The 24,468-nt window shown below is 63.0% G+C and carries 32 protein-coding genes; 4 read left to right on the top strand and 28 right to left on the bottom strand.

Translation table 11 applies throughout. The annotated features are described in order from the left end of the window. Nucleotides 1-2: 2 nt before the first annotated feature. Nucleotides 3-1,046 carry a tRNA (adenosine(37)-N6)-threonylcarbamoyltransferase complex transferase subunit TsaD gene (tsaD, locus tag AOP79_RS01840; RefSeq protein ID WP_062069883.1) on the bottom strand — a complete coding sequence of 348 codons (1,044 nt, stop codon included), beginning with the start codon at nt 1,044-1,046 and terminating at the stop codon, nt 3-5. 238 nt (nt 1,047-1,284) lie between these two features. Here tsaD and AOP79_RS01845 point away from each other — a divergent pair, with 238 nt between their 5' ends. Continuing rightward, nucleotides 1,285-1,881 (top strand): malonic semialdehyde reductase, encoded by a 597-nt coding sequence (locus AOP79_RS01845; protein ID WP_062069885.1) that lies wholly within the window; start codon nt 1,285-1,287, stop codon nt 1,879-1,881. Further along, on the top strand, nt 1,881-2,240 hold the full coding sequence (locus AOP79_RS01850; RefSeq protein WP_082093274.1) for a DUF3817 domain-containing protein: 360 nt from the start codon (nt 1,881-1,883) through the stop codon (nt 2,238-2,240). Before AOP79_RS01845 ends, AOP79_RS01850 begins: the two co-directional genes overlap by 1 nt. A gap of 90 nt (nt 2,241-2,330) precedes the next feature. Here the strand turns inward: AOP79_RS01850 and AOP79_RS01855 are convergent, their stop codons facing one another. Then, on the bottom strand, nt 2,331-3,848 hold the full coding sequence (locus tag AOP79_RS01855) for a SulP family inorganic anion transporter (RefSeq protein ID WP_062070992.1): 1,518 nt from the start codon (nt 3,846-3,848) through the stop codon (nt 2,331-2,333). A gap of 220 nt (nt 3,849-4,068) precedes the next feature. Here AOP79_RS01855 and AOP79_RS01860 point away from each other — a divergent pair, with 220 nt between their 5' ends. Continuing rightward, nucleotides 4,069-4,482, top strand: a complete 414-nt coding sequence (locus AOP79_RS01860) for a MerR family transcriptional regulator (protein WP_062070996.1) — start codon at nt 4,069-4,071, stop codon at nt 4,480-4,482. Between the two features lie 88 nt (nt 4,483-4,570). On the opposite strand, the gene AOP79_RS01865 is transcribed toward AOP79_RS01860, so the two are convergent. Genes AOP79_RS01865 through glmS form a run of 6 tightly spaced genes read right to left on the bottom strand, consistent with a single transcriptional unit; the run spans nt 4,571 to nt 9,502 of the window. Further along, on the bottom strand, nt 4,571-5,044 hold the full coding sequence (locus AOP79_RS01865; protein ID WP_062069887.1) for a GNAT family N-acetyltransferase: 474 nt from the start codon (nt 5,042-5,044) through the stop codon (nt 4,571-4,573). 5 nt (nt 5,045-5,049) lie between these two features. After that, a complete protein-coding gene (gene tsaB / locus AOP79_RS01870) occupies nt 5,050-5,658 on the bottom strand; it encodes a tRNA (adenosine(37)-N6)-threonylcarbamoyltransferase complex dimerization subunit type 1 TsaB (protein WP_062069889.1) in 609 nt (202 codons plus the stop codon). A 9-nt stretch (nt 5,659-5,667) separates the two neighbouring features. Then, nucleotides 5,668-6,126 carry a tRNA (adenosine(37)-N6)-threonylcarbamoyltransferase complex ATPase subunit type 1 TsaE gene (gene tsaE, locus AOP79_RS01875; RefSeq protein ID WP_062070998.1) on the bottom strand — a complete coding sequence of 153 codons (459 nt, stop codon included), beginning with the start codon at nt 6,124-6,126 and terminating at the stop codon, nt 5,668-5,670. A gap of 35 nt (nt 6,127-6,161) precedes the next feature. Then, on the bottom strand, nt 6,162-7,271 hold the full coding sequence (gene alr / locus AOP79_RS01880; protein WP_062069891.1) for an alanine racemase: 1,110 nt from the start codon (nt 7,269-7,271) through the stop codon (nt 6,162-6,164). Beyond that, nucleotides 7,271-7,627, bottom strand: coding sequence for a holo-ACP synthase (locus AOP79_RS01885; protein ID WP_062069893.1), 357 nt, complete (start codon nt 7,625-7,627; stop codon nt 7,271-7,273). Before AOP79_RS01885 ends, alr begins: the two co-directional genes overlap by 1 nt. 9 nt (nt 7,628-7,636) lie before the next feature. After that, nucleotides 7,637-9,502, bottom strand: a complete 1,866-nt coding sequence (gene glmS, locus AOP79_RS01890) for a glutamine--fructose-6-phosphate transaminase (isomerizing) (protein ID WP_062069895.1) — start codon at nt 9,500-9,502, stop codon at nt 7,637-7,639. Between the two features lie 119 nt (nt 9,503-9,621). Here glmS and coaA point away from each other — a divergent pair, with 119 nt between their 5' ends. Beyond that, the gene (gene coaA, locus AOP79_RS01895; protein WP_062069897.1) at nt 9,622-10,596 is read left to right on the top strand and encodes a type I pantothenate kinase; all 975 of its coding nucleotides are present in this window, start codon (nt 9,622-9,624) and stop codon (nt 10,594-10,596) included. 37 nt (nt 10,597-10,633) lie between these two features. On the opposite strand, the gene AOP79_RS01900 is transcribed toward coaA, so the two are convergent. The 20 genes from AOP79_RS01900 to rplR all read right to left on the bottom strand — a co-directional run bounded on the left by AOP79_RS01900 (nt 10,634) and on the right by rplR (nt 24,467). Further along, nucleotides 10,634-11,356 carry a copper homeostasis protein CutC gene (locus AOP79_RS01900; RefSeq protein ID WP_062071000.1) on the bottom strand — a complete coding sequence of 241 codons (723 nt, stop codon included), beginning with the start codon at nt 11,354-11,356 and terminating at the stop codon, nt 10,634-10,636. A 10-nt stretch (nt 11,357-11,366) separates the two neighbouring features. Then, nucleotides 11,367-12,233 (bottom strand): DedA family protein, encoded by an 867-nt coding sequence (locus AOP79_RS01905; RefSeq protein WP_062069899.1) that lies wholly within the window; start codon nt 12,231-12,233, stop codon nt 11,367-11,369. A gap of 133 nt (nt 12,234-12,366) precedes the next feature. Then, entirely contained in the window at nt 12,367-13,731 is a 1,365-nt protein-coding gene (gene glmM, locus AOP79_RS01910) for a phosphoglucosamine mutase (protein WP_062069901.1), read from the bottom strand. Nucleotides 13,732-13,741: 10 nt separating this feature from the next. Next, nucleotides 13,742-14,221 carry a 30S ribosomal protein S9 gene (rpsI, locus tag AOP79_RS01915; protein WP_062069903.1) on the bottom strand — a complete coding sequence of 160 codons (480 nt, stop codon included), beginning with the start codon at nt 14,219-14,221 and terminating at the stop codon, nt 13,742-13,744. Nucleotides 14,222-14,246: 25 nt separating this feature from the next. Beyond that, nucleotides 14,247-14,690, bottom strand: a complete 444-nt coding sequence (gene rplM / locus AOP79_RS01920; RefSeq protein ID WP_062069906.1) for a 50S ribosomal protein L13 — start codon at nt 14,688-14,690, stop codon at nt 14,247-14,249. Nucleotides 14,691-14,903: 213 nt separating this feature from the next. After that, a complete protein-coding gene (locus AOP79_RS01925) occupies nt 14,904-15,785 on the bottom strand; it encodes a tRNA pseudouridine synthase A (protein ID WP_062069908.1) in 882 nt (293 codons plus the stop codon). A gap of 53 nt (nt 15,786-15,838) precedes the next feature. Beyond that, nucleotides 15,839-16,369, bottom strand: a complete 531-nt coding sequence (rplQ, locus tag AOP79_RS01930; protein ID WP_062069909.1) for a 50S ribosomal protein L17 — start codon at nt 16,367-16,369, stop codon at nt 15,839-15,841. A gap of 18 nt (nt 16,370-16,387) precedes the next feature. Next, nucleotides 16,388-17,377 (bottom strand): DNA-directed RNA polymerase subunit alpha, encoded by a 990-nt coding sequence (locus AOP79_RS01935; protein WP_062069911.1) that lies wholly within the window; start codon nt 17,375-17,377, stop codon nt 16,388-16,390. Nucleotides 17,378-17,547: 170 nt separating this feature from the next. After that, nucleotides 17,548-17,937, bottom strand: a complete 390-nt coding sequence (gene rpsK / locus AOP79_RS01940) for a 30S ribosomal protein S11 (RefSeq protein ID WP_061963598.1) — start codon at nt 17,935-17,937, stop codon at nt 17,548-17,550. Between the two features lie 3 nt (nt 17,938-17,940). Next, on the bottom strand, nt 17,941-18,309 hold the full coding sequence (gene rpsM / locus AOP79_RS01945; RefSeq protein ID WP_062069914.1) for a 30S ribosomal protein S13: 369 nt from the start codon (nt 18,307-18,309) through the stop codon (nt 17,941-17,943). Between the two features lie 128 nt (nt 18,310-18,437). Next, nucleotides 18,438-18,551, bottom strand: coding sequence for a 50S ribosomal protein L36 (rpmJ, locus tag AOP79_RS01950; protein WP_062069916.1), 114 nt, complete (start codon nt 18,549-18,551; stop codon nt 18,438-18,440). Nucleotides 18,552-18,618: 67 nt separating this feature from the next. Continuing rightward, nucleotides 18,619-18,840 carry a translation initiation factor IF-1 gene (infA, locus tag AOP79_RS01955; RefSeq protein ID WP_061963594.1) on the bottom strand — a complete coding sequence of 74 codons (222 nt, stop codon included), beginning with the start codon at nt 18,838-18,840 and terminating at the stop codon, nt 18,619-18,621. Nucleotides 18,841-19,107: 267 nt separating this feature from the next. Continuing rightward, a complete protein-coding gene (locus tag AOP79_RS01960) occupies nt 19,108-19,743 on the bottom strand; it encodes a hypothetical protein (protein WP_062069918.1) in 636 nt (211 codons plus the stop codon). 115 nt (nt 19,744-19,858) lie between these two features. Next, nucleotides 19,859-20,671 carry a type I methionyl aminopeptidase gene (gene map, locus AOP79_RS01965; protein ID WP_082093276.1) on the bottom strand — a complete coding sequence of 271 codons (813 nt, stop codon included), beginning with the start codon at nt 20,669-20,671 and terminating at the stop codon, nt 19,859-19,861. 14 nt (nt 20,672-20,685) lie between these two features. After that, nucleotides 20,686-21,252 (bottom strand): adenylate kinase, encoded by a 567-nt coding sequence (locus AOP79_RS01970; RefSeq protein WP_062069923.1) that lies wholly within the window; start codon nt 21,250-21,252, stop codon nt 20,686-20,688. Then, complete coding sequence (secY, locus tag AOP79_RS01975; RefSeq protein ID WP_062069925.1) at nt 21,252-22,550, bottom strand: preprotein translocase subunit SecY; 1,299 nt, start codon at nt 22,548-22,550, stop codon at nt 21,252-21,254. Before secY ends, AOP79_RS01970 begins: the two co-directional genes overlap by 1 nt. 87 nt (nt 22,551-22,637) lie before the next feature. After that, the gene (gene rplO, locus AOP79_RS11515) at nt 22,638-23,324 is read right to left on the bottom strand and encodes a 50S ribosomal protein L15 (RefSeq protein WP_082093277.1); all 687 of its coding nucleotides are present in this window, start codon (nt 23,322-23,324) and stop codon (nt 22,638-22,640) included. Next, the gene (gene rpmD, locus AOP79_RS01985; RefSeq protein WP_062069927.1) at nt 23,324-23,506 is read right to left on the bottom strand and encodes a 50S ribosomal protein L30; all 183 of its coding nucleotides are present in this window, start codon (nt 23,504-23,506) and stop codon (nt 23,324-23,326) included. Before rpmD ends, rplO begins: the two co-directional genes overlap by 1 nt. A gap of 1 nt (nt 23,507) precedes the next feature. Then, entirely contained in the window at nt 23,508-24,071 is a 564-nt protein-coding gene (rpsE, locus tag AOP79_RS01990; RefSeq protein ID WP_062069929.1) for a 30S ribosomal protein S5, read from the bottom strand. 24 nt (nt 24,072-24,095) lie between these two features. Then, entirely contained in the window at nt 24,096-24,467 is a 372-nt protein-coding gene (rplR, locus tag AOP79_RS01995) for a 50S ribosomal protein L18 (RefSeq protein WP_062069931.1), read from the bottom strand. Nucleotide 24,468 lies beyond the last annotated feature (1 nt).

Here is a 24,468-nt window from a genome sequence, read left to right on the forward strand (position 1 = left end):
AGTCAGGCAACCACGCGAGTCAAGGGCATCGACGAGTCAACGCCGTAACCCAAAGCACTCGGCGCCACTCCACGGCGAGCAACCGCTGACCCCAGCGCCGCGATCATCGCGCCATTGTCTGTGCAATAGCGAATGGGCGGGATGCGCACATCGATTCCGGCGGCCGCGCCCCGCTCCGCTGCCATCTCTCTCAACTGCGAGTTCGCGGAAAAACCTCCGCCGATCACCAATGCGTCAATGTCGTGCTCGCGGCAAGCATTCAAGGTCTTCATCACCAGAACATCCGCCACTGCATCAGCGAACGAGGCCGCAACATCCTCAATCGGAATGTCACGTCCGGCATCTCGCTCGCGCTCCACCCAGCGAGCCACGGCAGTCTTCAACCCGGAGAAGGAGAAGTCGTAGGCGTGCTTCTCTTGAAACTTGGGGGCGGTCAGGGCCCGAGGGAACGCGATCGCTGTCGGGTCTCCCTCACGCGCCAGGCGATCGATGTGCGGCCCACCTGGATACGGCAACTCCAGCAGACGGCCGACCTTGTCAAAGGCCTCACCGGCAGCATCGTCGAGGGTGTGACCCAACTCCACCACATCGGTAGCGACATCGTTGATCTTGAGCAGCGAGGTGTGCCCACCGGACACCACCAGCGCCATGGTCTGCTCGGGAAATTCGCCGTGCACCAACTCGTCGACAGCGGCGTGACCAATCACGTGGTTCACCCCGTGAAGCGGCTTGCCCAATGCGACCGCAAGAGACTTAGCGGCGGCATTGCCCACCGTCAACGACCCCACGAGACCAGGACCAGCAGCAACGGCGATCGCGTCCACATCACTCAGCGTCTTGCCAGCCCGGCTCAGTGCCTCATCAAGAGTCGGGATAAAGGCCTCAAGGTGGGCGCGGCTCGCCACCTCCGGCACGATGCCGCCAAAGCGCGCATGCTCATCCATCGACGAGGCGGTCACGTCGACCAGCAGCTCCGTGTCTTCCACGAGCGCCACACCCGTCTCGTCGCAGGTGCTCTCGATTCCCAGTACCAATGTCACGCGCACGATTCTAGTTGCTACGGCCAACCCCTGGTCGACAGCAAAGGTGTGCAGCCCGCACCCGGGCCCGAACCACGACCTGGCCCAGCCTGTGGACCTTCCCTGACCTGCCAAGACACCTACGAGCGCCAATGCGCGCACCCCGGCGCAAGTTCCGGGAGTCCACGACCGCTGCGAGGGTCGGGGACGGTACGGAATAGATGGTGGTCACGAGACACTTCCGAGTCACGTGACAATGGAGGGCATGTCTCCATTCATTCTCGATGACGACGCGCGCGAAGCCTTGTTTGTGGGCGCGCGCTCTAACCTCAAGTTCGCTGACCGCCCAGTATCGATGGACACCATCATCGAAGTCTGGGACCTCATCAAGTGGGGTCCGACCGCGAACAATACGGTGCCGCTGCGATTGGTCGCCGCGACCTCGGACGATGCTCGCGCTCGCATCTCCAGCCACGCCGCCGAGGGCAACCGCGCCAAACTCAAGGCTGCTCCGCTGATTCTCGTGGCCGCTCGCGATGAGCGCTTCCACGATCACTTCGCCGTCACAGGCGGCACCGAGACGGCTGCGGCACGCTTCGATGCGGACCCTGAGGCACGCACTCGCTTCTCGCACACCAACGCCATGCTCCAGACCGGCTACCTCATCCTCGGCCTTCGTAGCGCGGGTCTGGCAGTTCGCCCTGTCGGAGGATTCGACCGCGCGGGCGTGGACGCGGACGTGTTCGCCGACTCACCTTGGCGCTCCGAAGTCCTGCTCCTCGTGGGCTACCCCACAGATGATCACGGTGCAGGCGACCGCAAGGGCCGCATCGACGCTACCGCCGCTATTCGGGAGATCTGATGACGACCACTCACACCGCCGACTCCACCACCACCCAGCGCTCCGACTTTGGCGACCTCCCGGGAATCTCCCGCGCCTATGTCGTCATGGCTTTCGTGGAGGGCTTTACGTGGGCCGGGCTCTTGGTGGGCATGCTGCTCGAGCACGTATTGCACGTCACTGAGTGGGGCGTCACGATCTTTGGCCCCCTGCATGGCGGCGCATTCATGCTCTACGGATTGGTGACACTCATTGCCGCAGTGAAGCTGCGCTGGGGCTTCTGGGTGACGATCACGGCCCTGTTCGCCGCGATTCCGCCGCTGACGACTATCCCGATGGAGATCTGGCTGCGCCGCAAGGGTTACCTCAGCGCCCGGTAACTCTTCACGCTGAAGCGCGCCCCGGCGGTGCGTGAGTGCTCAATGCAAGTCGATATGAACACTGATGCACCGCCAGCGCGCGGCGGCCCGCTAGTGCCCAGCGCCCAGGTTCCCCGACAAACGCCCGTGGCGCTCGGCGGAGTCGTCGTTGAGCCCGACGATCGTCACGGTCTTGCCGCGCGACTCGTACTTGGTCTTCACCGCATCGAGTGACGCCACCGTGGAGGCATCCCAGATGTGCGCGCCCGACATGTCGATCACGATGCGCTCGGGGTCACCCGAGTAGTCGAACTGGTACACGAGGTCATTCGAGGACGCGAAGAACAGTTCGCCTTCGACGGCGTACACGCGCTCGCCATCGTCATCGGTGGCGTCGAGCCGCTTGACCGTCGTCAGGTGCGCCACGCGACGGGCGAACAGCACCATCGCGACCAGCACGCCCGCAACCACGCCGTACGCGAGGTTGTGCGTGAACACGGTCACCGCGACCGTCACGAGCATCACGAAGGTTTCCGACTTGGGCATGGCCTTCAGCGTTGCTGGCTGGATGGAGTGCCAGTCGAACGTTCCGACCGAGACCATGATCATCACGGCCACGAGCGCCGCCATGGGGATCGCGGCGACCACATCGCCCAGCCCGACCACGAGGATCAAGAGGAACACGCCGGCAAGGAACGTCGAGATACGGGTCCGCGCACCGGAGGCTTTCACGTTGATCATGGTCTGACCGATCATCGCGCAACCACCCATGCCACCAAAGAACCCGGTGATGATGTTCGCGGCGCCCTGGCCCCAGGCCTCGCGGGTCTTGTTGGAGTGGGTGTCGGTGACGTCATCCACGAGCTTCGCGGTCAGCAGCGACTCCAACAGACCCACCAGGGCCATGGCCAGCGCGTACGGGAAGATGATCTGCAAGGTCTCCCAGGTGAGCGGCACGTCGGGGAACAGCAGCGACGGCAGGGACTCGGGAAGCGCGCCCTCGTCGCCCACGGTCGGGACGTTGATCGCGGCGATCACGGCGGCCACCGTCAGCAGCACAATCGCCACGAGCGGCGCGGGGATGACCTTGGTCCAGCGCGGCATCAGCACCATGATGATGAGCCCAATCGCGACCATGGGGTACACGGCCCAGGGCACGTCGATGAGGTGCGGCAGTTGTGACGTGAAGATCAGGATCGCGAGCGCGTTGACGAAGCCCACCATGACCGAGCGTGGGATGAAGCGCATGAGCTTGGCGACTCCGAGCAGGCCGAACGCCACCTGGATGATGCCGCCCAGGATCACGGTCGCAATGAGGTAGTCGACCCCGTGCGAGGCCACGACGGGCGCCACGACGAGCGCGATCGCGCCGGTTGCGGCGGAGATCATGGCGGGGCGGCCGCCGAGGAAGGCGATCGACACGGCCATGGTGAAGGATGCGAAGAGGCCGATGCGTGGGTCGACGCCGGCGATGATCGAGAACGCAATGGCCTCGGGGATCAGCGCGAGCGCGACAACGAGGCCTGCGAGGACCTCGGTGCGCAGGAGCCGCGGCGATCGAAGCGCGGCACGCACCGAGTAGGAGGCGTCCGCTTCGGGGGCGCCAGTGACCTCGACGGGTTCGGGCAGGCGGTCGGACGGGGGTGTTGACACGTAAGGTCCTCAGGTAGTGCGGTCAGGTGCGGCATCACGCGCAACGGTGCTGGACCGATGCCGGGTGCCAGAAGTCTGGATGAGCGCGGCATCGCGCTGGGCCCGGGCGCGGTGTTGCCGCCAGCGGACCGCGGCCAACCCTACCCTAACGTCAGGGTAGAGTCGACCCCACCCACATGAAGGAATAATGACCCGCATGGCCGCATCACAGTCTTCGTCTCACTCCCCCTCCAGCGCTGCACAGACCCATCACATTGGTGCTGTTGCGGAGCGCACGGGCCTGTCGTTGCGCACGCTGCGTCACTATGACGAGGTCGGTCTAGTGACACCCTCGGGGCGTTCAGACGGGGGCTTCCGCCTCTACACGGACGCGGATATCGAGCGCATCCTGCTCGTGAGGCGCATGAAGCCGCTGGGCTTCACGCTCGAGGAGATGGGCGATCTGCTGAGCCTCGCATCAACCCTGGAGTCCGACCCGGGCGCCGATGCCCGGGCGCGGCTGGACGACTACCTCACCTCCGCGCGGGAGCGCCGCGAAGCCCTCCAGAGCAAGCTCGACATGGCCGACGAGTTCATCGCACTGCTGGAAAGCCGTCGCGAACCCATCTGAAGCTCACTATGGTGCGAAACCTGCCATAGACCACCCCCTCCTGGCATGTTTCTCACCACCTTGGTACCGCCCACCGGGCAAGCGTGGACTAACACCGCAGGCGCTTGCGCATCACGAGGGCGTCGAGGCCCTCGGGTTGGTAATAGCGGGGTCGTACGCGGACGTCTTCGAATCCATAGGCCCGATACAGCGCCAGTGCGCCACGGTTGATGGTCGCTACTTCGAGCCAGGCGTCGGGTGCCTGGAGTCGTTGAGCTTCAGCGAGAAAATCTTCGAAGAGCCGTCGCGCGACGCCTTGTCGACGCATCTCCGGGACCACCGCGAGGTTCATCAGGTGGAACGCGTCGCCTTCGTATCCGTATACGGCGTAGCCCGCGAGTAGCCCCTCCACTTCGAGGCCGCGCCATCGCGAGAATCCGTAGGTGAAGTCTTCGCGAATCAGAGACAGCGACCACGCCGAGGCGCCAAAAATGTCATGCTCCCGCTGAGCGACCCACTCAAGATCCTCGTCGGTGAGATCACGGATCTCGACTTGTTCGTCTTCGGCGGGGGCACCAGTCATGCCGATCAAGCGCCCGGGACTCCGTGAACGTCGGGCCGGCGTAGATACATCGGCTCTACGGGGAAGTCGGTTTGCCCGGCCGATGCCTGGGCCAGGTAAACACGAGCGAGCCACGCGGGATCGGGGTCACCACCCTCGGCGGTGGGGAACGTCTCGGGGTAGACGAGTGCGCCACGGCCGATCACGGGGCCCAAGGTATCCACGTCGCCAGGGGTACTGACGTGGGGGCCGGCAAGCCGCTCGCCGTCACGGTAGGTGGCCCAGTAGACCTCCTTGCGTCGCGCATCGGCGATGACGGTCACGTCCCCACCGTGGGCGGCCGCGAGGGCGTCAAGCGAGCACACCCCGTAGACGGGCACGTTCCAAGCGAAACCGAGGGTCCGTGCGGAGACGAGCCCGACCCGCAACCCGGTGAACGGCGCGGGGCCGGTCCCCACCACGATGGCGTCAATGTCGTCACCGCTCACGTTGGCGTCGGCAAGCATCGAGTCCAGGAATGTCGCTAAGAGTTCGGCGTGCCCGCGCGGCGCGAACTCTGCGCGCTCTGCGAGAACTGCATCGTCTTTCACAAGTGCTGCGGAGACGGCTCCGGAGGTGTCAATCGCGAGAATCACGGTGTCAGCCTAGTTGCGCTCGAAGGTCACGTCGGCCCACCGGTCTCCATGGGCTCGGATGCGGACTTCGCGGACGCCATAGTCAGGGTTCACCATGTCCACCTCACCACCACGCTCACGTTCCAGAGTGATGTGAAGCCGGTCCTCGGCAAGTGCCTCAGCCTTGCCCTCTCCCCATTCCACGACCGTCACCGAGGAGTCGAGCGACGAGTCAAGGTCCAGATCATCGAGCTCGGCAAGCGAGCCCAGGCGGTAGGCGTCGACGTGAATGAGCGAGGGGCCACCGACCTCCGAGGGGTGCGTGCGCGCAATGATGAACGTGGGGCTGGCCACCGGGCCTCGCACTCCGAGAGCCTCTCCAAGGCCCTGAGTGAAGGTGGTCTTACCTGCGCCCAAGTCGCCGGTGAGGATCACCAGATCACCGTGCGCGAGTTGCGGCGCAATCACCTCAGCAGCGAACGTGCGCATGGCCTCGGCGTCAGGGATGGTGATGGTCGCGGAAGTCACGCGCTGTCCTTGTCTCGCAGTCCGCCAAAGCGGCACACAATCTCATAGTCAATGGTCCCCGTGGCAGTGGCCCAGTCCCGGGCTGACGGACCTTCTGGCCCAATCAATGTCACGGTGTCGCCCGCCACAATATCGGTAGCAGGGCCTAAATCGACAACGAACTGGTCCATGCAGACCCGTCCTGAAATCTGGAAACGAGTGCCGCGGATCGCGACCTCGGCGACATTCCCTGCATTGCGGAATACTCCATCGGCATACCCAGCCGAGACCAGCCCGAGCGTGGTGGCGTAGGGCGTCACGTAGTCGTGCCCATAACTCACGCCCTGGCCAGCAGGTACGTCCTTCACAAGGATGACCTCGGAATGCACCGCCATCGCCGGACGCAAACCAAAGGCATTTCCCTCAGGGTCCGCGACAGGCGGCAATCCGTAGACAGCGATACCGGGACGCACCAAGTCAAAATGCAAGTCTGAGCGCGTCAACGTGCACGCAGAGTTCGCGAGGTGGCGCACTTCAAAGTCGATGTCGCGTTCCTCCGCACACACCACGGCGGCGCGGAAGTTCTCCGCCTGCAGATCAATAGTGGGATGGCCAGGCTGGTCTGCCCACGCCAGGTGGGACCAGATGCCCACCACGCGCACCAAGCCATCGCCTTGCGCTTGGACCGCAGCGTCGAGCAGCGCAGGAAGGTCGTGGATTGTCACACCTTCGCGGCCGAGCCCCGTATCCACGCAGATGTGCACGCGGGGAGTCCCCTTGGCATCGCGACCCGCCTCGACAATCGCGGCAAGCACCTCTTCCGAACTCACGGACACATCAATGTCCGCAGCGATCAAATCCGCCGCAGGAACGTCTGGACCGTAGAGCCAGGTGAAGATGCGGCCGGTGTCGCCTGCCACGCGAAGTGCGAGCGCCTCGCGCGGTTGAGCCACGCCCACCCATGCCGCTCCCCCGTCACGCGCAGCACGCGCCGCTTCGGCCAGGCCGTGACCATAGGCATCGGCCTTCACTACCGCCATGACCTCCGCACCGTTCGCATGCTTGCGTAGTGTCGCGACGTTGTCACTGATCGCTTGATAGTCAATCTCGATCTGTAGCGCGCTCATCAGTCTCCCTCCGCCACGACCACAGCCGAGGCAATGCCAGCATCGTGCGACAGCGACAAATGGAAGGTCGTCATCCCTAACTCCGCTGCGCGCGCAGCCACCGTTCCGCGCATGACGAGACGAGGCCGCCCTCCATCTTCTCGCACCACTTCCGCGTCATGCCAATGCAGTCCGGCAGGAGCACCCAGCGCTTTGGCGAGCGCCTCCTTGGCGGCCCAGCGAGCAGCCAGAGAATGCGTACCCAGTTCACGCTCTTGGGGCGTAAATACACGCTCGGCAAATGTTGGCGACGACTCGAGAGTCGCCTCAAAACGATCAATGGCCACCACGTCAATACCTAGACCCAAGACGGCCACGAGCGCTCCCTATTCGACGGTTACCGACTTCGCTAGGTTACGCGGCTGGTCGACGTCATACCCCTTCGCCGCGGCCAACTCCAGTGCGAAAATCTGCAATGGAATGACGGACAGCAATGGAGTCATCAACACTGGCGCGCTGGGCACGTAGAACACATGCGCGGCATGGTCGGCGGCTTCGGTGTCGCCTTCTTCCGCAATCACGAGGGTCCGTGCACCGCGAGCGCGCACTTCCTGGACGTTTGAGAGCACCTTGGCGTGGAGCGATTCGCGGCCTCGCGGGCTTGGCACCACGACGAACACTGGTTGGTCTTGTTCGACGAGTGCGATGGGGCCGTGCTTGAGCTCACCTGCAGCGAATCCTTCTGCGTGGATGTACGCCAACTCCTTGAGCTTGAGGGCTCCTTCCATTGCGACCGGGAAGCCCACGTGGCGCCCCAGGAACAGGACGGTGCGCTCATCCGCCATAGAGCGCGCCACATCGCGAATCGGGTCTGCGGTGTCCAATACATGCTGAATCTTGGCGGGAATGGCGTCGAGTTCACGCAACAGCGCGTCAATCTCGTCGGGGAACTTGTTGCCACGCAGTTCCGCCAGGTAGATACCCAGCAGGTAGCCGGCAGTGATCTGCGCCAAGAACGCCTTGGTGGAGGCCACCGCGATCTCCGGGCCTGCGCGGGTATAGAGCACGGCGTCAGCCTCACGCGCAATGGTCGAGCCTTGGGCGTTCACGATGCCGATCACGGTCGCGCCCTGCTGCTGTGCGTGGCGGACGGCCATGATGGTGTCCATGGTCTCGCCCGACTGGCTGACGGCCACGACGAGAGTCTTGACCGAGACGATGGGATCGCGGTAGCGGAACTCGTGCGCGAGTTCCACCTCGACAGGCACACGAGTCCAGTGCTCGATCGCATAGCGCGCGACCTGGCCCGCGTACGCGGCAGTTCCACACGCGATGATGATGATCTTGTCGACGGACTTCAGGATGTAGTCATCGACAATGCCCTCATCGAGTTTGAGTCGGCCCTGTTCATCGAGGCGTCCGCGCAGTGTGTCCGCGACTGCCGCTGGCTGGTCGTGGATCTCCTTGTCCATAAAGGTGTCGAAGCCACCCTTTTCTGCTGCCGCGGAGTCCCAGTCCACGTGGTACGACTCACGTTCTACGATCTCGCCGTTGACGTCGGTGACGGTCACGGTATCGGCCGTCATCACGACCACCTCGTCTTGACCGAGTTCCAGCGCGGTCCGAGTGTGCTCGATGAACGCCACCACGTCGGAGCCGAGGAAGTTCTCTCCCTCGCCCAAGCCGACGACGAGCGGTGAGTTGCGGCGGGCGCCGACGACGGTGTGGGGGTCGTGAGCATCGACAGCCAAGAGCGTGAAGGCACCCTCGAGACGCTTGGTGGCGGCGCGCATGGCGTCGGGCAGGCTGAGCCCCGATTCGACGAGCGAGCCCAACAGGTGCCCCGCAACCTCGGTGTCCGTGTCAGACAGAAAGTCGATGCCCTGGCCCGCGAGTTCGTTGCGGAGGGCGTTGTGGTTTTCGATGATGCCGTTGTGGATGATCGCGATTCGACCACCGGCAGCGAGGTGTGGGTGGGCGTTGGCGTCGGTGGGAGGTCCGTGGGTCGCCCACCGCGTGTGGCCGATGCCTGCAGGACCGTCTGCGATGGGGTTGTCCGCGAGAGCGTCTGCCAAGACCGCGAGCTTTCCAGCCCGCTTTGCCGTGGCGACCCGCTCGGGGTCGCTACCAGCGACAGCGATGCCCGCCGAGTCGTATCCGCGATACTCCAGCCGTGCCAGTCCGCCCATAATGACGTCCTGCGCACGACCGCCGTCGCCCAATTTGCCGATATATCCAACAATTCCGCACATGGGATGAGTCTACGGCCGCTCACGGACGCCCTTGGCATCGGCGCGCGATCACATCCCCCAGCCACGCAGCCCAACCCCCGCAAGCCAGCACGGCATACGAGCGCACCATCACTGCGCCGATGCGCAAGAATAGGCCAGTGAGCGAACGTACCTCAGCGGACAACGTCAGCCCCTTTGCCACCTTCACACGTGACCAATGGGCTGCACTGGCGGACTCCACCCCACTCCCCCTGACGCAAGAGGACATCACTCGTGTGCGCGGGCTGGGCGACCCCATCGACCTGCGTGAAGTAGACCGCATCTACCGACCACTCTCACGGCTCCTCGACCTGTACTCCTCGGCCGTAGGAGGACTGCACGATGCCACCAGCGCCTTCCTCGGTGAACGCTCCCGCCGCACGCCCTACGTCATAGGCGTGGCCGGATCCGTCGCCGTCGGCAAGTCCACCACCGCCCGAATCCTGCGTGAACTCATGGCCCGCTGGCCCAGTTCACCACGAGTTGAACTGCTCACCACAGACGGCTTCCTCTACCCCAACAAGGTGCTCCGAGAGCGCGACCTCCTGACCCGCAAAGGCTTTCCCGAGTCCTACGACAGGCGCGCACTCCGCCAGTTCATCGCCGACGTGAAATCCGGGGTTCCCGAAGTCACGGCACCGGTGTACTCCCACATCACCTACGACATCGTCCCCGATGAGTCCGTCACCGTCCGCCAACCAGACATCCTCATCGTCGAAGGACTCAACGTTCTCCAGCCCGCTTCCCCACGCGACCTCGACGAAACAGCCCTCGCCGTGTCCGACTACTTCGACGTCTCGATCTACGTCGACGCCGAACCCACCAACGTGCGCCAGTGGTACATCGATCGATTCCTGTCGTTGCGCAAGACCGCCTTCACCATGCCCGACTCGTACTTCCTCGAATACGCGGACCTGTCCGATGCCGAGGCGACCGAGAAGGCCGGGCATATTTGGGACTCCATCAACGCACCCAACCTGGCGCGCAACATTGCCCCCACTCGCTCACGCGCCACGATCATTTTGGCCAAAGGTGCGGACCACAAAGTTGAGTCCGTTCACATGCGCAAGCTGTGACGCCTGCTCTCTGTTCCCGCGGACGGATGCGGTGAAACTAGCGGAGCCCTGCACGCTGAAGTGTGTCCACGATGCGTGCCACCTCGGCACGATCGGTGGATGACTCCCGACCGCCGCCCGCATCGTCTCCCCTGTGACTGAAGGGGGCACGCATGTGAATCTCGCGCAGTCCAGCCTCGGAGACCACCTGCGCGACGTTCGCCGCCCGCACACCCCCTGAACCGAGGATCGCAAGACGCTCTCCAGCGATCCCCTGCATCGCGCGCAACCCCTGAGTATCGGCAACACTCGGCGCTCCGCCCGTCGTCAGGATCAGGTCGAACCCGAGGTCAGCGACCGTCTCAACTGCATCGTGCGGGTCACGCGCCGCATCGATGGCGCGATGGAAGGTCAGCCGTGCATCGCCTGCAGCCTCACGCCAACGCTGTGCGGCCCTGACATCAACGGAGCCTCCGCGTGTCAGTGCACCCACAACAAAGCCAAGCCGCGCATCGCCTGCTCGTGCACGCATCTGTTCAATCGACCGCGCCATCGACTCAATCTCAGCGGACGAGTACACAAAGTCTCCAGCGCGCTCACGAATCAGCACCTGCACCCCATCCGGGGGCGCTGCTTCAAGCGCGGCCTCAATCAGGCCGGCAGGCGGCGTCAGCCCACCGCACGAAAGATCACTACACACCTCGAGCCGGTCAGCCCCCGCGGCCACGGCACCCAACGCGCCAGGAGTGTCTTCTACGCAGATCTCGACTGTCACGGTCATGGTGAACGCCTCACCGCGGCTCGTCATCGCGCGCATCTGTCGTCACGTCACCGTCGTCAGGGTCCCCATCATCGTGAGCCCCATGACGCTCGTGGCGCTCTTCCCGGCGCTCATGACGTTCCTCACGCCGCTCCTGCCGCTCCTCACGGCGTGCGGCACGCTCACGTTCAAGTTCCTCAGCCCGCTCACGCTCTTCGGGGGTCAGCATCTCGTCAATGTCGCTCACGAGGTCAGGAAGTTCAGGCTGCTTGAAGCCATACCGCGCCAGCAACTTCTCCACGAGAAAGCCGATCACCACGCCACCAAGCAACCCCATGATGATCGAGAACAGCAGGTTCGACTCGAACAGAGCCCCAAAGAACCAGCCCAGGAACACTGTGTACGTTGCCCACACCACGGCGCCCACGGCATCGGTGCCCATGAAGAGCCGCTGGGGATAGCGCAGTGCGCCGGCTGTGATGTTGACCGCGAAACGACCCATAGGGATAAAGCGGGCCGCGATGATGAATGACGTGCCCCGACGCTCGAGTGCGCCCTCTGCCCAGTCAATGGTGTTGCGCCCGCGCGCAGTCCTGAAAATGCGGAACTTACGAGGATCAAGCTTCTTGCCAATGAGGTAGGCAATCTGGTCCCCGACCCACGCGCCCAGCGCGGCACCGAGCCAGATGAACCATACGATCGGCACGCCCTCATGCACCCAGGCAGTCGTCGTAGCGATGATGACCGATTCGCTCGGCACCACGGGAAAGAAGCCATCAATGACGGTCAGCAAGAACACTGCCGGATAAATCCACAACGACTCCGTGATGGACAGAATGTATCCCTCGACATTGGACGAGAAGTGGATAATCCAATCCGAGAAGGTGGGGTCGCTCACTGCATCAGTCTGTCAGTAGCGACGCTGCATGGCGATGGGGGCATCCCCTGATATTGGGTCCGATGAAGGCTCAGGGCTGACGCTCCCCACGAGGCAGAACAGGCCACCCCGACCACAGGAACGTGCGGTTCACTCACGGCAAGGCGAGGGAGTTACGCACCACCGCGGCAAGGTCGTCTGCATGCCGTCGTGCGATCTCGTCGGTCTCAGCTTCGACCATGACACGCACCAACGGCTCTGTCCCCGAAGGCCTCAACAGCACCCGTCCTGCGTCGCCCAGTTCCTTGCGCACCGCGGTGACCGCCGCTTGAACGCGCGGGTCGCTGTACACGCGCGCGCGATCGACATCCTTGATGTTGGTCATCACCTGGGGCAACGACTCGATTGCGTCGCAGTGTTCCCGCAGGGAGACACCATCGCTGACGCACGCTCCCATCAACAGTGATGTGAGGATTCCATCGCCCGTGGTGGCGTATTGGGAAGCGATCACATGCCCTGACTGTTCGCCACCGAGCGTGTAGCCACCTTCGCGCATCGCTTCGAGGACGTATCGGTCGCCCACCGCCGCTTCAATCACAGAGATACCGGCGCGGGTCATTGCTCTGTGAAGACCAAGGTTGCTCATCACCGTCGCCACGAGAGTGTCGTGATAGAGCGTGCCGGACTCCTTCATGGCAATCGCCAGGAGACCCATAATCTCATCGCCGTTGACCATCGCACCGGTGTGATCGACTGCCAGGCAGCGGTCGGCGTCACCGTCGTAGGCCACACCAAAGTCAGCACCTCGGGCTACGACTTCGACACGCAACGCCTCCATGTGGGTCGACCCTGCGTTGTCATTGATGTTCAGCCCGTCGGGTGAGGCGTGCATGACATGCACCTGCGCCCCTGCCCCGCGGAGCGCAGCCGGTCCCACGACACTGGCTGCACCGTGTGCAGCATCGATCACGAGAGACAGACCCTCGAGTGGCCGGTCCTTGCCAGAGAAATCCTGGACCGCAGCCACGACGTGATCGACGTATTGTTGCGCCAGATCGGAGGCATCGCGGATGGTGCCGACGGCTTCACCGGTTGGACGAGACCATTGCACGCCAAGTTCAGCCTCAATGGCGTCTTCGATGCCGTCATCGAGTTTGTGTCCACCGCGTGCGAAGAATTTGATGCCGTTGTCAGGCATCGGGTTGTGCGAGGCGGAAATCACCACGCCCAAGTCCGCGCCGGTGGAGGCCGTCAGGAATGAGATTCCAGGAGTCGGCAATACTCCGACATCGAGAACCTCAACGCCCGCCGATGCGAGCCCAGCCGCAACGGCATGCGAAAGAAACTGTCCAGAGACCCGCGTGTCTCGCCCAAGGATGGCTCGCGGGCGATGCCCGGCGAAATCTCCTCGTTGAGCGAGTACACGGGCTGCAGAGACGGAGAGGTCCACGGCCAGCTCTGCCGTGATATCACGGTTAGCTAGGCCGCGGACCCCGTCCGTGCCAAATAGTCGCGCCATGCGCGACAGATTAACGCTTCGAGTACTGCGGTGCGCGACGGGCCTTCTTCAGACCAGCCTTCTTGCGCTCCACCACGCGTGCGTCGCGAGTCAAGAAGCCAGCCTTCTTGAGTGCGGCACGGTTGGTGTCTTCGTCAATCTCGTTCAGTGCGCGCGAGACGCCCAGGCGCAGTGCACCGGCCTGACCCGAGGGGCCACCGCCATCGATGCGTGCGTGGACATCGAACTTGCCCTCGATGTCGAGCAGGGTGAACGGGTCGTTCACGAGCTGCTGGTGCACCTTGTTGGGGAAGTAGTCTTCGAGCGTACGGCCGTTGACCTTCCACTGTCCGGAGCCGGGGACCAGGCGCACGCGCGCGATGGCTTCCTTGCGGCGTCCGAGGCCAGCGCCCGGTGCGATAGCCGAGGTACCCTTGCCGCGCTCGGGCGCGGTCTCAGAGGTGTACTCGGTGGGAGTTTCGGTCTCTTGCGTTTCAGTCACGTCTGCCATGTTCGATCAGTCCTTTACGCCGCGCTTACTGCGCAACCTGAGTAATCTCAAACGCCTGCGGCTGCTGCGCGGCGTGGGGGTGCTCGGGGCCGGCGTAGACCTTGAGCTTGGTCAACTGAGCGGCGCCGAGCTTGGTGTGGGGCAGCATGCCCTTCACAGCGTTCTCGATCACGCGCTGGGGGTTCTTCTCGAGCAGTTCGCCGATCGGCACTGCCGACAGACCGCCCGGGAAGCCCGAGTGGCGGTAAACCATCTTGTCGCTGGCCTTGTTGCCCGAGAGGGAAACCTTGCCTGCGTTGATCACGATAACGAAGTCGCCGTTGTCAACGTGAGGTGCAAAAGTCGCCTTGTGCTTGCCGCGGAGCAGCACAGCAGCCTGAGAGGCCAGACGACCGAGAACCACGTCAGTTGCATCGATGACGAACCACTGACTGGTCACATCACCCGGCTTGGGGGAATACGTACGCACTGTTAAGCCTTCTTCACTGGTCAGAGTGGGTGGTAGCCATGGGTGGCTACCAAAAATGTCGGTCGGCGGATCCTTAAGGCTCAGGCGAGTGGGAGGCACCATTCCTCGTGGAACGCACAACGACAGACGAGTCTACCGGCGCGCCCCCTTGACGGTCAATTCAGGATCCAACTTTGACCGCAGGACAAGTCTACTCCCCTGGGCCTAGGGCCGTTACTCCCGCCGAGCTCTGGTCAGCTGTGCACGGGCCGCAAGGTCGGCATCGGCCGGGTACCGCACCTCTTCAAGCGTGAGGCCGTGGGCCTGGGCCACGGCGACGGCCGGGGAGCGGCGCTCTTCGCCCGCGACTCTCAACAACCACCCGAGGTCACGTCTGCCCTGTCCCACAGGGAGTACGGCGCCCACCAATGAGCGGACCATCGAGTGACAAAACGCATCGGCACGGACTGTGGCTACGACCAAGCCCGCATCGGGGCCGTGCGTCTCGCGCCTCCACGAGAACTCCTTGAGTTCACGGATCGTGGTGGCACCATCACGCGCCTTGCAAAACGGCACAAAGTCCCTCAGACCGGTGAGGAGAGCCGATGCCTCGTTGAGGGCATCGACATCGAGCGCTTCATCGGCCCACAGCACGTGACGTCGCGTCAGCGGATCGCGGAGTTCGCGTTGATCGCAGATCCGGTAGGCGTATCGACGTTCAGTCGCAGAGAAGCGGGCATCAAATCCCGGTGCGGCAACGGCGGCATCGTGCACCGTGATGTCGGCAGGTGTGAGGCCGTCGAGGCGATCACGGAAACCCTGCGCGTGGCTGCGCCCAGACTTACCGGGCATGCGGTCCCACACAGGGCGCGCCACATCGAGGTGAGCAACCTGCTGGCGCGCGTGGACCCCGGCGTCAGTACGTCCAGCGACAGTCATACGGACGTGATCGACCGCGCCGGTGTGGGGATGCCGCAGAAACCTCGCGAGAGCGTCTTCCATGACGCCCTGCACCGTGCGCAGACCTGGTTGCGCGGCCCAGCCTGCGAAGTCGGTCCCGTCATACGAAAAAACGAGGCGGACCCTCACAACGTCACTGGAATCCAGATCAGTCATGAGAGCCCGCCTCGTGGTGCGACTATGCGCGTGCGTGACGCGCCCAGCCGGTACTACTTGTCGTTGCTCTCGGCAGCGTCGTCAGCACCCTCTGCAGGTGCCTCAGTGTGCTCGCCTTCAACCTCTTCAGGCTTAACCTCGGGCTCGGGAGCCGATTCAGCCTTGGGAGCAGCAGCCTTCTTGGTTGCCTTCTCGGCTTCCTTCTTAACTGCCTTCTTGGCGGGAGCGCCGAACTCAACGAGCTCGATCACTGCCATGGGAGCGTTGTCACCCTTGCGGGGACCAATCTTCGTGATGCGGGTGTAGCCGCCCTCACGCTCAGCGAAGCCGGGGCCGATCTCGGTGAAGAGTGCGTGCACGACGCCCTCGTCCGAGAGGATTCCCAGAACCTTGCGGCGCGAGGCGAGGTCGCCGCGCTTGGCGAAGGTGACGAGACGCTCAGCGTAGGGACGGAGGCGCTTGGCCTTCGTCTCAGTGGTCGTAATGCGGCCGTGCTCGAACAGGCTCTGCGCGAGGTTTGCCAGGATCTGGCGCTCGTGCGCAGGACCGCCTCCGAGGCGGGCACCCTTGGTGGGGGTAGGCATGATGCTTAGTTCTCCTTGTTACTGTTCGCTGCCCGAGAAGTACACGCCGGCAGAGCCACCGTCATAATCCGCGCCGCCGTCCTTGAGGGTGAAGCCCAACTCCTGGAGCTTCTCCTTGACCTCGGTGATCGACTTCTGACCGAAGTTACGAATGTCCATGAGGTCAGCCTCCGAGCGAGCGGTGAGCTCGCCTACGGTGTGGATGCCCTCACGCTTGAGGCAGTTGTACGAACGCTGGGTGAGGTTCAGCTCCTCGATGGGCTGGTTGTAGTCCTCTTCCAAGGTCTCGTCCGAGTCCGAGGGGCCGATCTCGATGCCTTCGGCAGCCTCGTTGAGGCCCTTAGCAAGCGAGAACAGCTCGACGAGCGTCGAACCGGCCGAGGCCAGTGCGTCGCGGGGCGAGATGGCGTTCTTCGTCTCGACGTCAATGATCAGCTCGTCGAAGTCGGTGCGCTGGGCCACACGGGTGGCTTCCACCTTGTAGGTGACCTTGAGCACCGGCGAGTAGATCGAGTCAACGGGGATCTGGCCGATCTCCGCGTCGTAGCTCTTGTTCATCGAGGCGGGAACGTATCCACGTCCACGCTCGACGGTGAGCTCGACCTCGAACTTTGCCTTCGAGTTGAGCGTCGCAATGTGCAGCTCGGGGTTGTGAACTTCCACACCCGCGGGCGGCGCGATGTCTGCGGCAGTCACGGCGCCAGCACCGGACTTACGCAGGTACATGACGACGGGCTCGTCGTTCTCCGAGGAGACCACGAGGTTCTTCAGGTTAAGCAGGATCTCGGTCACGTCCTCCTTCACGCCCTCAATGGTCGTGAATTCGTGGAGAACGCCCTCGAAACGCACTGCCGTCACAGCCGCGCCCGGGATGGACGACAGCAGGGTGCGGCGGAGCGAGTTACCAAGGGTGTAGCCAAAGCCAGGCTCAAGCGGCTTGAGCGAGAACTGCGAACGGTTGTCCGAAATGACCTTCTCGGTCAGCGTGGGACGCTGTGCAATCAGCACGGTTCATTTCCTTTCCGAGCACCCGCTATTTGATGCTCGCAAACCTGTCGGGTTCTGTCCGCCAGGGTGGGAGTTCTTGAGTTGAAAGGCATCGGGCCGATGCTGGTGCATCGCCCGAACGATGGAGCCGTGGCCGCCGCGTCCGTTGAGGACGCGGCAACCACCGTTCGCTAGTTGCGGCGACGCTTGGGGGGACGGCAGCCGTTGTGCGCCTGAGGGGTGACGTCCTTGATGGAGGTCACTTCCAGGCCAGCAGCCGTCAGTGAGCGGATCGCGGTGTCGCGGCCCGAACCCGGGCCCTTGACGAACACGTCAACCTTGCTCATTCCAGCGTCCTGCGCACGGCGTGCAGCAGCCTCAGCGGCCATCTGCGCGGCATAAGGGGTCGACTTACGCGATCCCTTGAAGCCCACCTGTCCCGACGACGACCACGACACCACGGCGCCCGAAGGATCCGTGATCGAGATGATCGTGTTGTTGAAGGTCGACTTGATGTGTGCCTGACCGTGCGCGACGGTCTTCTTGATCTTCTTGCGCGGCTTACGCGTAGGTGCGGCCATGGCTTACTTCTTCTTTCCGGCGACGGTCTTCTTGGAGCCCTTGCGGGTACGTGCATTGGTCTTGGTGCGCTGACCGCGGACCGGCATGCCACGACGGTGGCGCAGTCCCTGGTAGTTACCAATCTCAACCTTGCGGCGGATGTCGCCCTGCACGGTACGGCGCAGGTCACCCTCGACCTCGAAGTTCGCCTCGATGTAGTCACGGATAGCGACGAGCTCTGCGTCGCCTGCATCCTTGACGCGCAGGTCTGCGCTCACGCCGGTAGCGGCGAGAATCTCGTGGGAGCGGGTACGGCCGATGCCGTAAATGTAGGTAAGCGCGATCTCCATGCGCTTGTCGCGCGGGAGGTCAACGCCAACGATGCGTGCCATTGTGTTTTTTCTACTCCTTGAGTGTCGGAGGTCTGACGCTCAGACTTCCCGCGAGTTCTGTATGCGGGCCTCGGCCTCCGAGCCGAGGGCTGCCTTTCGGCTGCCTGAACGCTGTCTTCTTGAGTTGTCTAGCCCTGACGCTGCTTGTGGCGCAGGTTTTCGCAGATGACCATAACTCGGCCGTTACGGCGAATAACCTTGCACTTGTCGCAGATGGGCTTGACGCTGGGCTTTACCTTCATGATTCCTTCTTCGCTCTCGGCGTGCCGTTAGGACGCGTCCCAAATGGCCGCGCCGAACGAGCGACGATCACTTGTAGCGGTAGACGATGCGGCCGCGGGACAGGTCATACGGGCTCAACTCGACGACCACTCGGTCCTCAGGGAGAATCCGGATGTAGTGCTGTCGCATCTTGCCCGAGATGTGGGCGAGGACTAGGTGCCCGTTGGTCAGTTCCACGCGGAACGACGCATTGGGCAGTGCCTCAACGACACTGCCTTCGACCTCGATGACTCCGTCTTTCTTGGCCATGAACTCCACTCACATTAGTTGACTGGTTTTCGGGCGCGGCAAAACGCCCGAAGATCCACTATACGCGAAGTTGGGTAGCTCTTCAACCGCGGTCGTCATCACGCGGCAGGAGCGGCATGCCATACAGATTCAGAGTGAGCCTGGTGAAGCGTTGTCCTCCGGTGAAGGAGAGCCGCACCTGGTTCATCGCCTCGTTGACGGCGATCGTTCACCGAGACGTCTGTGACTTCCTCCGATTCTACCTGCTGATGAACGTGGCTCAGTGCTCTACGGCCGATACGAGTGCGCCTGCTCGGCTTGTGGAGCGTCGATAGGAACCCAATCTTGGAACTCGAACGACTCTGCACCTGCGGGCAAGGCCCTATTGGTCGCTGGCGCAATAGGTGTTTCGCCAGTTGCTGCCGTGGCATGGATGTCGGCCTGCGAATCGTCGGAAGCTTCCACAGCGGGCTGAGTTGCGACCGTGGGGGCGCTGTCGGGCGTGGTTGTGAGTGGGACCGACGGTGCCGGTGGTGACGTGGGTGCCGCGAGCCTTGCCTCCGCAACATCTCGCACCGCAGGCTTGCGGTGCGAAGCGAGTTCGCTGACCAATTCCATGGGTGTCGATGCATTCCCAAGCACGGCGAGCACTACTTCTACGTGCCGGTCCCCAGCCAGGTGTTCGAGCACGCTCGACGTCACATGGGGATTGCTAGCGAGCGCGCACCGCACATCTACAGAACGATCGTGTGCGAGTGTCGCCATGACTCCGATGGGGATGTCAAGCCTGCCCGCAACGGTCTCGCGCACCACTGCGTTCTTACTTTGCGCGAGCGTTGGCAACTCGCCTTTCAGCACCGTTGCCTCGCGAGCGTGCACGACCTCGTCACTAGCCCCCGGGGCGTACTGGAACCCGCGCGCCATGGCTCACCTCCCTGTAGCGCCAGGAAATGTTGCTGTGCGCCACAATTTGAGGTTAGCAACGGTGCATGTCAGTCAAATGCCGCCGATGTCACAAACGTGTGAACTCGACGGCGACTTACCTGAGTGGCGCTGGAACGACACCAAACGGAGCCAAGCCGGACGCACCACCGTCGCTCGCGGTCAGTACCCAGATGCCTCCGTCGTGCACGGCGACTGAGTGCTCCCAGTGAGCACCGCGCGAGCCATCAGCCGACACCACGGTCCAGTCATCGTCCAACACTCGGCTGTCCTCTGTGCCGAGGACGAGCATCGGCTCGATGGCAACGCACAACCCCGGCTTCACACGAGCGTGACGGCCCTTGGTGCGGTAGTTCACTACTTCAGGGGCCTGGTGCATCGCCGTCCCGATTCCATGGCCCACATAGCCCACGAGGGGGTGGAGGCCAGCAGCATCGGCAACATCCTCAATCGCAGCACCCACGGCGTCGAGCCGTTGCGCGCTAGCAAGCGCGGCAATACCGGCCCACAATGAGCGCCGAGTCTCCTTGACGAGCTTGGAGTCCGCAGCGGACAGCGCTTCTCCGACAATGAAGGTGATTGCGGAGTCTCCGTGCCAACCGTCCACGATCGCTCCGCAGTCGATAGACACCACGTCTCCCGGGGAGAAGACTCTCTCACCAGGGATCCCGTGCACGATCTCTTCGTTGACCGAGACACACGCCGTTGCGGGGAAACCGTAGTAACCCAAGAAATTCGATGTTGCGCCAGCCTCCGCGATGACCCGCGAGGTGGCTGCATCGATGTCCCCTGTCGTTGCGCCGGCTACAGCTGCCTGACGTCCAGCGGCCAATGCGCGTTCGACGATCACGCCGGCCTGCGCCATCAAGCGCATTTCCTCGAGGGACTTGTACTCGATCCGGTTAGCCACGTACCCAGCCGTACTTACAGCGCTTCGACTGCGGCGACGATACGCTCGGTGACCTCATCGATCTCGCCAAGACCGTCTACCTGGACAAGCAGCCCACGACCCTCGAAGAACGCGGTCAGTGGCGCGGTCTGCGTGGCGTAGACCTCGAGGCGCTTGCGAATCACGGGTTCAGTGTCATCCGAGCGGCCCTCGATCTTGGCGCGGCCCAGAAGGCGCTGAGTAACCTCATCCGAATCTGCAGTGATCTCAATGGCCACATCCAGCTTGACCTTGAGGTCCGAGAGCATCCCGTCCAGCTCGACGGCCTGATCAGGGTTGCGAGGGTAGCCGTCCAAGAGGAAACCACTGGCCACGTCGTCTTGATCCAGGCGGTCACGCACCATGGCGTTAGTGACCTCGTCAGGAACCAACGCGCCTGCCGTCATGTACTCCTGAGCCTTCAGGCCCAAAGGAGTCTTGCCGGAAACGTTGGCGCGAAAGATGTCACCAGTAGAGATGGCGGGGATGTTGTAACGCTCAGCCAAGCGAGCGGCCTGCGTCCCCTTACCTGCTCCGGGAGGTCCAAGAAGAACAATGCGCATTACTTGAGGAACCCTTCATAGTCGCGCTGCTCCAGCTGAGACTGGATGCGCTTGACGGTGTCCAGACCCACACCCACGAGGATGAGGACGGACGCACCGCCGAATGGAATCGAGGCGCTGAGACCCAGGGCCACGAACGCAATGGTGGGCAACAAGGCCACAATCGCCAGATACAGCGAACCAGCCGCCGTAATACGTGACAGGACATACGCCAAGAAGTCTGCGGTGGGCTGGCCCGGGCGAATTCCGGGCACAAAGCCGCCGTACTTCTTCATATTGTCCGCAACATCGTTCGGGTTGAACGTGATCGCGGTGTAGAAGTACGCGAAGAAGATGATCAGCAACGTGAAGAGCAGGGTGTTACCCCACGAGCCAGGCGTTGCGATATGGGTTTGCATCCACAGCACCCAGTCAGACGGTGAATCGCCCGAGAACTGAACGATGACTGTAGGCAACATCAGGAGCGAAGAAGCGAAGATGACAGGGATAATTCCCGCCATGTTGATCTTCATCGGAATGTAGGTCGACGAGCCGCCCAGCATGCGGCGTCCCACCATGCGCTTGGCGTACTGCACGGGGATGCGGCGCTGCGACTGCTCGACGTACACGACAGCCGCAATGATCGCGAGCACCAACAGACCCACAAGGATGGTGTTGCGCACACCGTCCGACGAGTTCCAAATGGTGGACGCGGCACCGGGGAACGATGCGGCGATGGAGGTGAAAATCAAGAGCGACATTCCGTTGCCGACACCGCGCTCCGTGATGCGCTCACCGAGCCACATGATCAGGATGGTTCCCGTGGTCATCGTGAGGATCATGGTGGCGATCACGTACCAGGAGTCATTCGGGATGATGGGGATGTCGCATCCGGGGAAGAATGTGCCGTTTCGTGCCAGCGTGATGTACGACGCCGACTGCAGGGCGGCAAAGCCCAACGTGATGTAGCGGGTGTACTGCGTCAGCTTGGCCTGGCCTTCAGGGCCTTCCTTGTACAGCGTCTCGAAACGGGGAATCAACACCCGGAGAAGCTGAACAATGATCGACGCGGTGATGTAGGGCATGATGCCCAGCGCGAAGATCGACAGCTGCAGCAGCGCACCACCTGAGAACAGGTTGAGGATGGCAAATGCCGAGTTGGATGAGACAAGCGACGCACATTGCTGAACGTTGCCGTAGTCCACACCCGGTGTTGGAATCGCGACGCCCATGCGATAGACGACGATAATTCCCAACGTGAACAGTAGCTTGTTGCGCAGATCCGGCGTCCGGAATGCGCTCACGAAGCCTTTCAGCATTGATCCTCCACAGATTGGGCCCGACATTGGGCCGGGTGAGCGAAGCGGGTCACGCTGGTGCGTGACCCGCCCCTGACTCTAGCCCTGCTAGCGCTCGGAAACCGAACCGCCAGCTGCCTCGATCTTAGTCTTCGCGGACTGCGAAACCTTTTCCACATCAACGATCTCGACCTTGACGTCGATCTCGCCGTTGCCAAGAACCTTGACCGGCTGGTTGCGGCGTACCGCACCCTTTTCAACGAGTTCGGCCTTCGTCACCTTGCCACCCTTGGGGAAGAGCTCGGTCAGGTCGCCCACGTTGACGACCTGGAAGGTCACCTTGTTGGGGTTCTTGAAGCCAGGAAGCTTCGGAATACGCATGTGGATTGGCGTCTGGCCACCCTCAAAGCGCTCAGGAACCTGGTAACGAGCGCCAGTTCCCTTGGTTCCGCGACCTGCGGTCTTACCCTTCGATGCCTCACCACGACCCACACGGGTCTTGCGGGTCTTGGCACCCTCAGCAGGACGCAGGTGGTGCATCTTCAGCGTCGACACGGTGGTCTCCGACTTCTCTTCCTTGGCAGCAGCCTTCTTAGCAGGAGCCTTCTTGGCTGCCGGCTTGTCAGCTGCATCGGCCTTCTTGGCCGCGGTTGCCTTCGAAGCCGCAGGCTTCTTGGCGGCCGGCTTCTTCGCAGCAGTTGCCTTCGAAGCCGCAGGCTTCTTGGCAGCTGGCTTCTTAGCAGCTGGCTTCTTGGCCGCGGTCTCGTCGGCGGGAGTCTTCTTCTCCTCAGCCATTACTCAACCTCCTCAACGGCGACCAGGTGGTCCACCGCCTTGACCATTCCGCGAATCTCGGGACGGTCTTCCTTTACGACAATGTCGCCAATGCGCTTCAGACCGAGTGACCGAAGGGTCTCACGGTGCTGGGGCTTGGTGCCGATGCCCGACTTCTTCTGCTGAACTTTGAGTCGTGCCATGTCACTTCACCCCCGCTGCCTGTGCGCGGAGCATCGCGGCCGGAGCAACGTCCTCCACGGGCTTGCCGCGGCGTGCCGCGACAGCCTCAGGCTGCTCGAGGCCCTTGAGCGCTGCAACGGTCGCGTGAACGATGTTGATCGCGTTCGAGGAACCGAGCGACTTCGAGAGCACGTCGTGAATACCTGCACACTCGAGTACGGCGCGGACCGGTCCACCGGCGATCACACCGGTACCGGGGGACGCGGGGCGGAGGAATACAACTCCGGCAGCCGCTTCACCCTGGACGACGTGAGGGATGGTGCCCTGGATGCGGGGAACGCGGAAGAAGTTACGCTTCGCTTCCTCGACACCCTTGGAGATTGCCGAAGGCACCTCCTTGGCCTTGCCGTATCCCACACCGACGTTACCTTCGCCGTCGCCCACGACCACGAGGGCGGTGAAGCTGAAGCGACGACCACCCTTCACGACCTTGGACACGCGGTTGATCGTGACAACGCGCTCAATGAACTTGTTGTCAGGCTCGTTGCCGCGGCCATTGCCGCGGCGGTTGCTGTTGTCAGCCATACGAATTCCTTATCCTGGACCCGGCTACAGAGCCAGGCCACCCTCTCGGGCGCCGTCTGCGACCGCGGCCACACGACCGTGGTACTTGTTGCCTCCGCGGTCAAACACCACGGTGTCGATCCCAGCAGCCTTGGCGCGCTCGGCGACGAGCTCGCCTACCTTGCTGGCCTTGGCGGTCTTGTCGCCGTCTAGTGCTCGGACATCGCCTTCGAGAGTCGAAGCGGACGCGAGGGTCTTGCCCACGGTGTCGTCGATAACCTGAGCCACCATGTGGCGGGATGAACGGGTAACGACCAAACGAGGACGTGCAGTCGTGCCCGAGATCTTCTTGCGCAGGCGGAAGTGGCGGCGCTTGCGCTGAACCGTCTTCCCCTTGCCCTTGATGCTGATAGCCATG

This window comes from Demequina sediminicola, from assembly GCF_000975055.1.
In the GTDB taxonomy this organism is placed as follows: Bacteria; Actinomycetota; Actinomycetes; order Actinomycetales; family Demequinaceae; genus Demequina; species Demequina sediminicola.

Excerpts from the sequence above, each read along its gene's own strand:
- AOP79_RS01850 (WP_082093274.1), top strand. The coding sequence starts at position 1,881 with ATGACGACCACTCACACCGCCGACTCCACCACCACCCAGCGCTCCGAC.
- AOP79_RS01925 (WP_062069908.1), bottom strand. The coding sequence starts at position 15,785 with ATGACTGATCTGGATTCCAGTGACGTTGTGAGGGTCCGCCTCGTTTTT.
- AOP79_RS01865 (WP_062069887.1), bottom strand. The coding sequence starts at position 5,044 with ATGACTGGTGCCCCCGCCGAAGACGAACAAGTCGAGATCCGTGATCTC.
- alr (WP_062069891.1), bottom strand. The coding sequence starts at position 7,271 with ATGAGCGCGCTACAGATCGAGATTGACTATCAAGCGATCAGTGACAAC.
- infA (WP_061963594.1), bottom strand. The coding sequence starts at position 18,840 with ATGGCCAAGAAAGACGGAGTCATCGAGGTCGAAGGCAGTGTCGTTGAG.
- rpsK (WP_061963598.1), bottom strand. The coding sequence starts at position 17,937 with ATGGCCGCACCTACGCGTAAGCCGCGCAAGAAGATCAAGAAGACCGTC.
- glmM (WP_062069901.1), bottom strand. The coding sequence starts at position 13,731 with ATGGCGCGACTATTTGGCACGGACGGGGTCCGCGGCCTAGCTAACCGT.
- rpsE (WP_062069929.1), bottom strand. The coding sequence starts at position 24,071 with ATGGCTGACAACAGCAACCGCCGCGGCAATGGCCGCGGCAACGAGCCT.
- rplQ (WP_062069909.1), bottom strand. The coding sequence starts at position 16,369 with ATGCCTACCCCCACCAAGGGTGCCCGCCTCGGAGGCGGTCCTGCGCAC.
- glmS (WP_062069895.1), bottom strand. The coding sequence starts at position 9,502 with ATGTGCGGAATTGTTGGATATATCGGCAAATTGGGCGACGGCGGTCGT.
- AOP79_RS01860 (WP_062070996.1), top strand. The coding sequence starts at position 4,069 with ATGGCCGCATCACAGTCTTCGTCTCACTCCCCCTCCAGCGCTGCACAG.
- rpsI (WP_062069903.1), bottom strand. The coding sequence starts at position 14,221 with ATGGCAGACGTGACTGAAACGCAAGAGACCGAAACTCCCACCGAGTAC.
- AOP79_RS01960 (WP_062069918.1), bottom strand. The coding sequence starts at position 19,743 with ATGGCGCGCGGGTTCCAGTACGCCCCGGGGGCTAGTGACGAGGTCGTG.
- secY (WP_062069925.1), bottom strand. The coding sequence starts at position 22,550 with ATGCTGAAAGGCTTCGTGAGCGCATTCCGGACGCCGGATCTGCGCAAC.
- rpsM (WP_062069914.1), bottom strand. The coding sequence starts at position 18,309 with ATGGCACGCATCGTTGGCGTTGACCTCCCGCGCGACAAGCGCATGGAG.
- rpmD (WP_062069927.1), bottom strand. The coding sequence starts at position 23,506 with ATGGCACGACTCAAAGTTCAGCAGAAGAAGTCGGGCATCGGCACCAAG.
- AOP79_RS01970 (WP_062069923.1), bottom strand. The coding sequence starts at position 21,252 with ATGCGCATTGTTCTTCTTGGACCTCCCGGAGCAGGTAAGGGGACGCAG.
- AOP79_RS01845 (WP_062069885.1), top strand. The coding sequence starts at position 1,285 with ATGTCTCCATTCATTCTCGATGACGACGCGCGCGAAGCCTTGTTTGTG.
- tsaE (WP_062070998.1), bottom strand. The coding sequence starts at position 6,126 with ATGCGCACGTTCGCTGCTGAGGTGATTGCGCCGCAACTCGCGCACGGT.
- rpmJ (WP_062069916.1), bottom strand. The coding sequence starts at position 18,551 with ATGAAGGTAAAGCCCAGCGTCAAGCCCATCTGCGACAAGTGCAAGGTT.
- rplO (WP_082093277.1), bottom strand. The coding sequence starts at position 23,324 with ATGGCTGAGGAGAAGAAGACTCCCGCCGACGAGACCGCGGCCAAGAAG.
- AOP79_RS01900 (WP_062071000.1), bottom strand. The coding sequence starts at position 11,356 with ATGACCGTGACAGTCGAGATCTGCGTAGAAGACACTCCTGGCGCGTTG.
- rplR (WP_062069931.1), bottom strand. The coding sequence starts at position 24,467 with ATGGCTATCAGCATCAAGGGCAAGGGGAAGACGGTTCAGCGCAAGCGC.
- coaA (WP_062069897.1), top strand. The coding sequence starts at position 9,622 with ATGCGCAAGAATAGGCCAGTGAGCGAACGTACCTCAGCGGACAACGTC.